This window comes from Streptococcus agalactiae ATCC 13813 (assembly GCF_000186445.1).
In the GTDB taxonomy this organism is placed as follows: Bacteria; Bacillota; Bacilli; order Lactobacillales; family Streptococcaceae; genus Streptococcus; species Streptococcus agalactiae.
The window spans coordinates 593,096-604,412 of the sequence record NZ_GL636070.1; the positions used below are offsets into that span (position 1 = coordinate 593,096).

The following is an 11,317-nucleotide window of genomic DNA, read 5'->3' on the forward strand; positions in this document are numbered from 1 at the left end:
AGGCTTTTGCTGTATCAACAAATTGCAAGTAATAAGAGAAAAACAGTTGTCTTGTTAATTGTCTTCTTCTGTCTTTTAGCAGCTATTGGAGCAGCTGTAGGTTATTTGGTATTAGGCAGCTACCAATTTGGGCTTGTTCTAGCTCTAATTATTGGGGTTATCTATGCAGTAAGTATGATTTTTCAATCAACTAATGTTGTTATGTCAATGAACAATGCGCGTGAAGTTACAGAAGATGAGGCGCCAAATTATTTTCATATTGTTGAAGATATGGCAATGGTAGCTCAGATACCTATGCCACGCGTTTTCATTGTTGAAGATGACTCCCTAAATGCCTTTGCCACAGGCTCTAAGCCAGAAAATGCTGCTGTTGCAGCAACAACGGGCCTATTAGCTGTTATGAACCGCGAAGAGCTAGAGGGTGTTATTGGACATGAGGTTAGTCATATTCGTAATTATGATATCCGTATTTCAACCATTGCAGTAGCTTTAGCGAGTGCTGTAACTCTAATATCAAGCATTGGTAGCCGTATGCTATTTTACGGCGGAGGTCGTAGGCGTGATGATGACAGAGAAGATGGTGGAAACATCTTGGTTTTGATTTTCTCTATTTTATCACTAATCCTTGCACCATTAGCCGCTAGTTTAGTTCAGTTAGCTATTTCAAGACAGCGCGAATACTTAGCAGACGCCAGTTCTGTTGAGTTAACAAGAAATCCACAAGGAATGATCTCTGCTTTAGAAAAACTTGATCGTTCTGAACCTATGGGGCATCCAGTAGATGATGCTAGTGCGGCTCTCTATATCAATGACCCAATGAAAAAAGAAGGGTTAAAGTCTTTATTTTATACGCATCCACCAATTGCAGATCGTATTGAGCGTTTGCGTCATATGTAGTCGTTAACAAAACGTAGGGTAGGTATGCCTTGCGTTTTGTTTTTTTAAGACAAAGCCTGTAAAACTTGATATAATATGACATATACTATAAAGGGAGATGGCACGTGTTACTTACAGAAATCAAAAAATCACCAGAGGGGCTTTATTTTGATAAAAAAATAGATATCAAAGAGTCGCTTATGGAGCGTCATTCAGAGATAATGGATATTTCTGATATTCAAGTTTCAGGTCATGTGGTGTATGAAGATGGTCTCTATCTACTTGACTATAATATGGCTTACGATATTACATTACCGTCTAGTCGTTCTATGAAACCAGTTGTTTTATCTGAAAAGCAAACTATTAATGAAGTTTTTATTGAAGCTGAAAACGTTAGCACAAAAAAAGAGCTCGTTGATCAGGATTTGGTCTTAATATTAGAGGAAGATGATATTAATTTAGAAGAAAGCGTTATCGATAATATCTTGTTAAATATACCTCTTCGTGTTCTGGCAGCTGATGAGGTTGGGGTAGAAGCGGATTTATCAGGTAAAAATTGGTCGTTAATGACTGAAAAGCAGTATGAAGAAAAACAAGCTAAAGAAAAAGAAAAATCTAATCCTTTCGCAGTCTTAGAAGGTATGTTTGATAGTGATTAGATAAAAATTATTAATAACATCAGTTGATATTTTAATTTTTTTTTAGTAGAATTGAAAAGTGACAGAGGACACTACTCAATAATAAAAATTAAGTCTCGCTATCGAACAATTGTTTGGGATGGCGATTTATTTATTTAAAGAAACGTTAGTAAAATGTGGGCTATCTTGTTTTTTATCTAGATATTCTAAAAAATAATTGATAGTGTTAAGTAAAGAATAAGAAGGTTGGTGTAGATGGGTAAAAAGATCTTAATAATCGAAGATGAGAAAAATTTAGCTCGCTTCGTCTCGTTAGAACTACTACATGAAGGATATGATGTTGTTGTTGAAACAAACGGTCGTGAAGGATTGGACACAGCATTAGAAAAAGATTTTGATTTGATTCTACTGGATTTAATGCTTCCAGAGATGGATGGTTTCGAAATCACACGTCGCCTGCAGGCTGAAAAAACAACCTATATCATGATGATGACAGCACGTGATTCTGTTATGGATATTGTAGCTGGTCTTGATCGTGGAGCAGATGATTATATTGTTAAGCCGTTTGCAATCGAAGAATTATTAGCACGTGTTAGAGCGATTTTCCGACGCCAAGAAATTGAAACGAAGACAAAAGAAAAAGGTGATAGCGGTAGTTTCCGTGATTTATCATTAAATACTCATAATCGTTCAGCGATGCGTGGTGATGAGGAAATTTCACTAACAAAACGTGAATTTGATTTGTTGAATGTCTTGATGACAAATATGAATCGTGTTATGACACGAGAAGAGTTGTTAGAACATGTTTGGAAATACGATGTGGCAGCAGAGACAAACGTTGTTGATGTTTATATCCGTTACCTAAGAGGTAAAATTGATATCCCAGGTCGTGAATCATATATTCAAACTGTTCGCGGAATGGGCTATGTGATTCGTGAAAAATAAAAAAGATCAGTTTATAGGGGTAAAACAACCTCTGTCAAAAAAATTATCGCAATTAGTTTTTATCTTATTTTTTAGCCTATTTACAGTATTTTCTGTTTTAGTTTATACTTCGGCAACAAGATACGTCCTTCACAGGGAAAAAATTAATGTCGGTAGGTTATTAGAAAAAACTAGAGTTCGTTTGTCGCAAGCGAACTCTAGTTTGACATCCGATGATATTTTAGAGATCCTGTACAACCAGGTTTTTGCGGATGACATCTATCCTCATAAGCGTCAAAATGGAATTGTTAGAACGGGCGAGTCAATTGATAGTATTCTTTATGTTAATCAAGAAATGACCCTATACGATGTCAACAGGAAACCAGTTTTTTCTACACTGAGAACGGGTATGCCAACTATTGGTAAATCCATGGGAAAAGTTATCATTTCTAAAGTTGCAGATATGGAAGGTTTTGTTGGTACAAAAGCAATCTACTCTCAAAAAACAGGACAGTTGCTTGGATACGTTCAAATTTTCTATAATTTAGGTCGTTATTATAGTATGAGGCAAAACATCATTGTTTTCTTGATTATGATGGAAGTTTTAGGGACTGTTTTAGCCTTGGTCGTTATTAATAGTGCTACTAAGCGTATTGTTCGTCCGGTTAAAAATTTACACGACTTAATGCATCAGATATCTGAAAATCCTAGTAACTTAGAAATTAGAAGTAAGGTCCGTTCAGAAGACGAAATTGGAGAATTGTCTAGGATTTTTGATGGGATGTTGGATCAGTTGGAAGACTATACTCGTCGACAATCACAATTCATTAGTGATGTTAGTCATGAATTAAGAACGCCTGTCGCTGTTGTAAAGGGTCATATTGGTTTATTACAACGTTGGGGGAAAGATGATCCAGAAATTCTTGAAGAAAGTTTAGCAGCGGCATACCATGAGGCAGATCGTATGTCCTTAATGATTAATGACATGTTAAATATGATCCGTGTCCAAGGAAGCTTGGAACTTCATCAAGATGAAGTGACAGATTTATCAAGCTCTATATCAGTTGTTATTGAAAATTTCCGTATTTTGAGAGAAGATTTTCAATTTATTTTTGAAAATAATATTTCAGATATCGTCTGGGGAAAGATATATAAGATACATTTTGAGCAAGCTCTCATGATCTTAATTGATAACGCTATCAAGTACTCTCCTAGTTATAAAGAAGTCAGTGTTGTTTTATCAGTAGACAATGATTTTGCGACAGTAGTTGTAAAAGATAAAGGAGAAGGTATCTCAGATGAAGATATTGAGTTTATCTTTGATCGTTTTTATCGAACTGATAAATCACGTAACAGAGAAAGTACACAAGCTGGTTTAGGTATCGGGCTTTCAGTGTTTAAACAAATTATGGATGCTTACCATTTAAAGGTGGATATTAAAAGTGAACTAAATCAAGGGACTGAATTCATTGTTCGCATTCCTATAAAAAAATTTGAAGAAACTAAAGAAATATAAGAAAAATCCTTATGCTTAATGATAAAAGGCATAAGGATTATTTTGTGTTTTGATATGATGAGGTGATAAGAGAGGCGCTTCTTTTGTTATTACTGAATTTATGTTAAAATAAGATGATTAAATGATATGATAGAATAGGGGTGTTGACATGCGTTGTCCAAAATGTGGCTATAATAAATCTAGTGTGGTTGATAGCCGACAAGCTGAAGAAGGTACGACTATTAGACGCCGGAGAGAGTGCGAAAAATGTGGCAACCGCTTTACAACATTTGAACGTTTGGAAGAATTGCCTCTTTTAGTCATAAAGAAAGATGGTACTCGCGAGCAATTTTCTCGAGATAAAATTTTGAATGGTATTATTCAGAGTGCTCAAAAACGCCCTGTTTCGAGCGAAGATATTGAAAATTGTATCTTACGTATCGAACGTAAAATTAGGAGTGAGTATGAAGATGAGGTTTCTAGTATCACTATCGGAAATTTAGTGATGGATGAACTCGCCGAATTAGATGAGATTACTTATGTGCGCTTTGCTAGTGTTTATAAATCTTTTAAAGATGTAGATGAAATTGAAGAACTACTTCAACAAATTACAAAGCGCGTACGGAGTAAAAAGAGTGGTAGCGTGTGATGAGTCCAATAGATGAGTTTACATATATTAAGCAAAATAAGATTGTTTATGATAGTAATAGTTTAATACAATTGTATTTCCCAATTATGGGAAGTGATGCCATGGCACTCTATGATTATTTTGTTCATTTTTTTGATGACGGAATACGACGTCATAAATTTTCAGAGGTTCTCAATCATCTGCAATACGGGATGCCAAGATTTCAAGATGCATTGGTAATGTTAACAGCTTTGGATTTGTTGACTGTTTACCAAGCCACAGGTACTTACCTTGTTAAGTTGAATCAAGCTATGTCAAATGAGTTGTTTTTATCTAATCCCATCTATCGTCGTTTGTTAGAAAAACGTATAGGAGAGGTAGCAGTGGCAGAATTAGATATGAAAATACCTAAAAATGCTAGAGATATCTCTAAAAAATTTACAGATGTTTTCTCGGATTTAGGACAACCAAAACAAGAGGTAAACCGAAGTAAAAATGTTTTTGACTTGGAAAGTTTCAAACGTTTGATGATGCGAGATAGCTTACGTTTTAACAATGAAAAAGATGATGTCTTAGGTATTTATAGTGTATCAGAACTTTATCATTTAAATTGGTATGATACCTATCAATTAGCAAAACAAACAGCTATCAATGGAATGATTGCGCCTCAGCGAATGAAAGTTCAACAAAATGAGGGGCAGCATATTAAAGATAATCAGAGTTTTACAAATAATGAAAAGGTCATACTAAGGGAATCTAAAAATGATAGTGCTCTAGTGTTCCTTGAAAAAATCAAGAGAAGCCGTAAGGCAGTGACAACAAGTGGTGAGAAGACTTTACTTGAGGATTTGGCAAAAATGAATTTCCTAGACGAAGTCATTAATGTTATGGTTTTATATACCTTGAATAAGACAAAATCTGCTAACTTAAATAAGGCCTATATCATGAAAGTTGCTAATGATTTTGCCTTTCAGAATGTTATGACGGCCGAAGATGCTGTGCTTAAAATTCGTGATTTTTCAGATCAAAAAGTAAGGACTAAAACAGAAACGAAGAAGAAACAATCGAATGTTCCTGAATGGAGTAATCCTGATTATAAAGATGAGGTTAGCCCAGAAAAAGAAATTGAATTAGAACAGTTTAAAACAGATGCCCTCAAGCGTTTAGAACGATTAGGAAAGGATGGTGAATCATGAAATCAGTGGGACAAGCATTAGAAAATCAAGGGAGAGTGCCTCGTAATACAAATGATGAGCTTATTCAAATGATTTTAGCAGATGCTCAGGTAGCGGAGTTCATTAAAACCCACCAACTTTCTCAGCGTGAAATAAATATCAGCATGTCTAAATTTAATCAATTTTTGATTGAGCGTCAGAAATTTAAAAATAAGGATAGTCAATATATTGCTAAAGGCTATGAGCCTATTTTGGTTATGAATGAAGGTTATGCAGATGTTTCTTATTTAGAAACACGAGAGTTAATTGAAGCACAAAAAAAACAAGCTATCAGTGATCGTATTAATTTAGTTAATCTACCCAAGTCCTATCGGAATATCAGAATGACTGACTTTGATATTAATAACGAGAGTCGAATGAAAGCTATGTCACAACTGCTTGATTTTGTAGAGACTTATCCTTCATATAATCATAAGGGGCTTTATTTATATGGAGATATGGGGGTTGGGAAATCCTATTTAATGGCAGCAATGGCGAGGGAATTATCAGAGAGAAAGGGTGTGTCAACGACTCTTCTTCATTTCCCTAGTTTTGCTATTGATGTCAAAAATGCTATTTCAAGCGGAACTGTAAAAGATGAAATTGATGCTGTGAAAAGTGTTCCAATTTTGATTTTAGATGATATTGGGGCTGAACAGGCAACGTCTTGGGTTCGTGACGAGATTTTACAAGTTATATTACAACATCGTATGCTAGAAGAATTGCCCACTTTCTTTACGTCAAATTATAGTTTTAACGATTTGGAAAGAAAATGGGCTAATATAAAAGGAAGCGACGAAACTTGGCAAGCAAAACGAGTTATGGAGCGCGTACGATATTTAGCGATAGAATTCCACTTAGAAGGACCGAATCGCCGTTAATAAAATAGAATGGAATTGGGAGTATTCCCAATAGTGAGAGGAGAATTATGGTATTACCTACAGTTGCTATTGTTGGTCGTCCGAATGTTGGAAAATCAACATTATTTAACAGAATTGCAGGAGAACGTATTTCCATTGTTGAGGACGTTGAAGGAGTCACTCGTGATCGTATCTATACAACGGGTGAGTGGCTAAATCGTAAGTTTTCATTAATTGATACTGGTGGGATTGATGATGTTGATGCACCGTTTATGGAGCAAATTAAGCACCAAGCAGACATTGCTATGACAGAGGCTGATGTTATTGTGTTTGTTGTGTCGGGTAAAGAAGGTGTGACTGATGCAGATGAGTATGTCTCACGTATTCTTTATAAGACCAATAAACCGGTTATTTTAGCTGTTAATAAGGTAGATAATCCTGAGATGCGTAATGATATTTACGATTTCTACTCTCTTGGTTTAGGGGATCCTTATCCCTTGTCATCAGTTCATGGTATTGGTACTGGTGATATATTGGATGCTATTGTGGAAAATCTTCCGGTAGAAGAGGAAAATGAAAATCCAGATATTATTCGTTTTAGTTTGATTGGACGTCCAAATGTTGGGAAATCTAGTTTAATTAATGCCATCCTTGGGGAAGACCGTGTTATTGCTAGCCCAGTTGCTGGTACTACGCGCGATGCTATTGATACTAATTTCGTTGATAGCCAGGGGCAAGAGTATACCATGATTGATACTGCTGGTATGCGTAAATCTGGTAAGGTATATGAAAACACAGAGAAATATTCTGTTATGCGTTCTATGCGCGCCATCGACCGCTCAGATGTTGTTCTTATGGTGATTAATGCAGAGGAAGGTATTCGTGAGTATGACAAGCGTATTGCAGGGTTTGCACATGAAGCTGGTAAAGGTATTATTATTGTAGTTAATAAATGGGATACTATCGAAAAAGACAATCATACTGTCAGTCAGTGGGAAGCTGATATACGTGATAACTTCCAATTCTTGTCTTATGCGCCAATTATCTTTGTTTCTGCAGAGACAAAACAACGTTTGCACAAGCTACCAGATATGATTAAACGTATTAGCGAAAGTCAAAACAAACGTATTCCGTCTGCTGTATTAAATGATGTGATTATGGATGCTATTGCTATTAATCCAACACCAACTGATAAAGGAAAACGTCTTAAGATTTTCTACGCAACTCAAGTTGCTGTTAAACCACCAACTTTCGTTGTTTTTGTTAACGAAGAAGAATTGATGCACTTTTCATATCTTCGTTTCTTAGAAAATCAAATCCGTGAAGCATTTGTTTTTGAAGGAACACCAATTAATCTAATAGCACGTAAACGTAAATAACATCTTATTGTTGAAATTGAAATAGAAGGTTAGGACAGTTGTTTTAGCCTTTTTTAATTTGTTACTGTATCAAAAAACAATCAATTTAGTTTTTTTACAAGAAATTGGACTTGAATTTTGTTATAATTAAGGGATAAGATGAAGGTGGTAGCATAATGAGTAGAATGATTCCAGGACGTATTCGAAATCAAGGTATAGAACTCTACGAACAAGGTTTGGTGTCCTTGATTTCTCAAGAAGGTAATCTATTAAAAGCTAAAGTTGGGGATTGTCAGATTGAATATTCATTAGTAACAGAAGAAACAAAATGTTCTTGTGATTTTTTTGCAAGAAAAGGCTATTGTCAACATTTAGCTGCTCTGGAGCATTTCTTGAAAAACGATCCAGAGGGTAAAGCAATCTTATCTAAAGTTCAAGTTCAACAAGAAAGTCAACAAGAAACTAAGAAGAAAACCTCTTTTGGTAGTGTTTTTTTAGATAGTCTAATTATTAATGAAGATGATACTATAAAATATCAATTATCGGCTCAAGGAGAACAAAATCCTTATGCTAATGATATCTGGTGGACTTTAAAAATTAGACGACTGCCTGATGATAGAAGTTATGTTATTCGTGACATCAAAGCCTTTTTAAATACTGTTCGAAAAGAAGCTTATTATCAGATTGGAAAACAATACTTTGAAACTTTGTCTTTGATACAGTTTGATGAGACCAGTCAAGAATTGATAGAATTTTTATGGAGGCTCATTCCAAGTCATTCAAGCAAAATTGATCTAGAGTTTATTTTACCAAATCAAGGTCGTCACCTTAGTCTCACTCGTGGTTTTTTTGAAGAGGGCGTTACTTTGATGAATGCTTTAGAAAATTTTTCATTTGAAAGTGATTTTCATCAATTTAATCACCTCTACTTTAAGGAATTAGAAGGTGAGGATCATCTTTATCAATTTAAGGTTATTGTCCATAGGCAATCAATTGAATTAGAAATCAAAGAGAAAGACTTAAAACCACTATTTGCGAATTCTTATTTGTTTTATCGCGATACTTTCTACCATCTTAATTTGAAGCAGGAAAAGATGGTAACGGCTATTCGTAGTCTTCCCATTGAGGGAGATTTAGCAAAACATATCCATTTTGATTTAGATGATCAAGATAAGTTAGCAGCTCATTTACTGGATTTTAAGGAGATTGGACTAGTGGATGCTCCACGGAGCTTCTCTATTCATGATTTTAAGGTAAATTTTGAGTTCGATATTAATGGTCAAAATGAAATTTTATTGCAAATGGTATTTGATTATGGTAATGATTTAACTGTTCATAATCGTCAAGAACTAGAACAGTTAACATTTGCTAGTCACTTCAAACATGAAGAAAAAGTATTTAAACTCTTAGAAAGATATGGCTTTGCACCCCACTTTTCAACCAGCCATCCAGCATACAGTGCACAAGAATTATATGATTTTTATACCTATATGCTTCCACAATTTAAAAAAATGGGAACAGTAAGCTTATCCGCAAAATTGGAAAGTTATCGTCTCATAGAACGACCGCAAATTGATATTGAAGCTAAGGGAAGCCTGCTAGATATTTCTTTTGATTTCTCTGATTTACTGGAAAACGATGTTGATCAAGCTCTGGTAGCCTTGTTTGACAATAATTCTTATTTTGTGAATAAATCAGGGCAATTAGTTATTTTTGATGAAGAGACTAAGAAAGTAAGTGCAACTTTGCAAGGGTTGAGAGCTAGACGAGCAAAGAATGGGCATATTGAATTAGATAATATTGCAGCATTTCAATTATCAGAACTGTTTGCAAATCAAGATAATGTTAGCTTTTCACAACATTTTTACCAATTGATTGAAGATTTGAGACACCCAGAAAAGTTTAAAATACCTAGTCTACCTGTATCAGCTTCTTTGCGCGATTATCAGCTTACAGGTGTCCGTTGGTTAAGTATGTTAGATCATTATGGCTTTGCAGGGATTTTAGCTGATGATATGGGGCTTGGAAAAACACTTCAAACGATTTCATTTTTAAGTACAAAACTAACTAGAGATTCTTGTGTGCTTATTTTATCACCATCAAGTTTAATTTATAATTGGCAAGATGAATTCCACAAATTTGCGCCAGACGTAGATGTAGCAGTTGCCTATGGTTCTAAGATTCGTAGAGATGAAATTATTGCTGAACGTCATCAAGTAATCATTACAAGTTATTCATCATTTAGGCAGGATTTTGAGACTTATTCTGAAGGAAATTATGATTATTTAATTTTGGATGAAGCACAGGTTATGAAAAATGCTCAAACTAAAATAGCCCATAGCTTGAGATCTTTTGAGGTCAAAAACTGTTTTGCATTATCGGGAACACCTATTGAGAATAAACTGTTAGAAATTTGGTCCATTTTCCAGATCATTTTACCTGGTTTATTACCTGGTAAGAAAGAGTTTTTGAAGTTGAACCCTAAACAAGTTGCTCGTTATATCAAACCATTTGTGATGAGACGTCGAAAAGAAGAAGTTCTCCCAGAATTACCGGATTTGATTGAAATGAACTATCCAAATGAAATGACAGACAGTCAAAAAGTTATCTATTTGGCGCAATTACGCCAAATTCAAGAAAGTATCCAACATTCTAGTGACGCTGACTTAAATCGTCGTAAAATTGAAATTTTATCTGGCATCACACGATTACGTCAAATTTGCGACACTCCACGTCTTTTTATGGATTATGATGGTGAAAGCGGTAAGTTAGAAAGCCTACGTCAACTTTTAACACAAATTAAGGAAAATGGACATCGTGCTCTGATTTTTTCTCAGTTCAGGGGTATGTTAGATATCGCAGAACGTGAGATGGTAGCTATGGGGCTTACAACTTATAAAATTACTGGTTCTACACCAGCAAATGAACGTCATGAAATGACCAGAGCATTTAATGCAGGATCAAAAGATGCTTTCTTGATTTCTTTAAAAGCTGGTGGCGTTGGTCTCAACCTTACAGGAGCTGATACCGTTGTTCTGATTGACTTGTGGTGGAATCCAGCTGTTGAAATGCAGGCGATTAGTCGCGCACATAGGTTGGGGCAAAAAGAGAATGTCGAGGTTTATCGCTTGATTACTAGAGGCACAATCGAAGAAAAAATTCTAGAAATGCAAGAAACTAAAAAACATTTGGTTACAACAGTTCTGGATGGAAATGAAACCCATGCTAGCATGAGCGTAGATGATATTCGAGAGATACTTGGAGTTTCTAAATAAATATGATAATGTGACTATAATATAAAAAAGAAAGTGGTCTCTCGCTTTC

9 protein-coding genes are annotated in these 11,317 nt (G+C 35.1%); all 9 read left to right on the forward strand.

Going from position 1 to position 11,317, the window contains the following annotated elements:
* Nucleotides 1–6 precede the first annotated feature (6 nt).
* The 9 genes from htpX (at nt 7) to HMPREF9171_RS110120 (ending at nt 11,268) form a co-directional block, all read left to right on the forward strand.
* Nucleotides 7–897, forward strand: coding sequence for a zinc metalloprotease HtpX (htpX, locus tag HMPREF9171_RS110160; RefSeq protein ID WP_000966818.1), 891 nt, complete (start codon nt 7–9; stop codon nt 895–897).
* Between the two features lie 104 nt (nt 898–1,001).
* Nucleotides 1,002–1,535 (forward strand): YceD family protein, encoded by a 534-nt coding sequence (locus HMPREF9171_RS110155; RefSeq protein ID WP_000927544.1) that lies wholly within the window; start codon nt 1,002–1,004, stop codon nt 1,533–1,535.
* A 234-nt stretch (nt 1,536–1,769) separates the two neighbouring features.
* Nucleotides 1,770–2,459, forward strand: coding sequence for a response regulator transcription factor (locus HMPREF9171_RS110150; RefSeq protein ID WP_000516681.1), 690 nt, complete (start codon nt 1,770–1,772; stop codon nt 2,457–2,459).
* Nucleotides 2,449–3,954 carry a HAMP domain-containing sensor histidine kinase gene (locus tag HMPREF9171_RS110145; RefSeq protein WP_000791105.1) on the forward strand — a complete coding sequence of 502 codons (1,506 nt, stop codon included), beginning with the start codon at nt 2,449–2,451 and terminating at the stop codon, nt 3,952–3,954. Before HMPREF9171_RS110150 ends, HMPREF9171_RS110145 begins: the two co-directional genes overlap by 11 nt.
* Before the next feature lie 148 nt (nt 3,955–4,102).
* On the forward strand, nt 4,103–4,582 hold the full coding sequence (gene nrdR, locus HMPREF9171_RS110140; RefSeq protein WP_001203682.1) for a transcriptional regulator NrdR: 480 nt from the start codon (nt 4,103–4,105) through the stop codon (nt 4,580–4,582).
* Nucleotides 4,582–5,757 (forward strand): DnaD domain protein, encoded by a 1,176-nt coding sequence (locus HMPREF9171_RS110135; RefSeq protein WP_000074513.1) that lies wholly within the window; start codon nt 4,582–4,584, stop codon nt 5,755–5,757. Before nrdR ends, HMPREF9171_RS110135 begins: the two co-directional genes overlap by 1 nt.
* Nucleotides 5,754–6,656 (forward strand): primosomal protein DnaI, encoded by a 903-nt coding sequence (gene dnaI, locus HMPREF9171_RS110130; RefSeq protein ID WP_000843626.1) that lies wholly within the window; start codon nt 5,754–5,756, stop codon nt 6,654–6,656. Before HMPREF9171_RS110135 ends, dnaI begins: the two co-directional genes overlap by 4 nt.
* Before the next feature lie 47 nt (nt 6,657–6,703).
* Nucleotides 6,704–8,014: a ribosome biogenesis GTPase Der gene (der, locus tag HMPREF9171_RS110125; protein WP_000244019.1), complete on the forward strand. Its 1,311-nt coding sequence runs from the start codon at nt 6,704–6,706 to the stop codon at nt 8,012–8,014.
* 155 nt (nt 8,015–8,169) lie between these two features.
* Nucleotides 8,170–11,268, forward strand: a complete 3,099-nt coding sequence (locus HMPREF9171_RS110120) for a pilus expression-regulating Snf2 family helicase (protein ID WP_000089127.1) — start codon at nt 8,170–8,172, stop codon at nt 11,266–11,268.
* Nucleotides 11,269–11,317: the final 49 nt, after the last annotated feature.

Bases quoted from the DNA above. Each gene is read 5' to 3' on its own strand.
- HMPREF9171_RS110150 (WP_000516681.1), top strand. From the start codon at position 1,770: ATGGGTAAAAAGATCTTAATAATCGAAGATGAGAAAAATTTAGCTCGC.
- nrdR (WP_001203682.1), top strand. From the start codon at position 4,103: ATGCGTTGTCCAAAATGTGGCTATAATAAATCTAGTGTGGTTGATAGC.
- HMPREF9171_RS110135 (WP_000074513.1), top strand. From the start codon at position 4,582: ATGAGTCCAATAGATGAGTTTACATATATTAAGCAAAATAAGATTGTT.
- dnaI (WP_000843626.1), top strand. From the start codon at position 5,754: ATGAAATCAGTGGGACAAGCATTAGAAAATCAAGGGAGAGTGCCTCGT.
- der (WP_000244019.1), top strand. From the start codon at position 6,704: ATGGTATTACCTACAGTTGCTATTGTTGGTCGTCCGAATGTTGGAAAA.
- HMPREF9171_RS110120 (WP_000089127.1), top strand. From the start codon at position 8,170: ATGAGTAGAATGATTCCAGGACGTATTCGAAATCAAGGTATAGAACTC.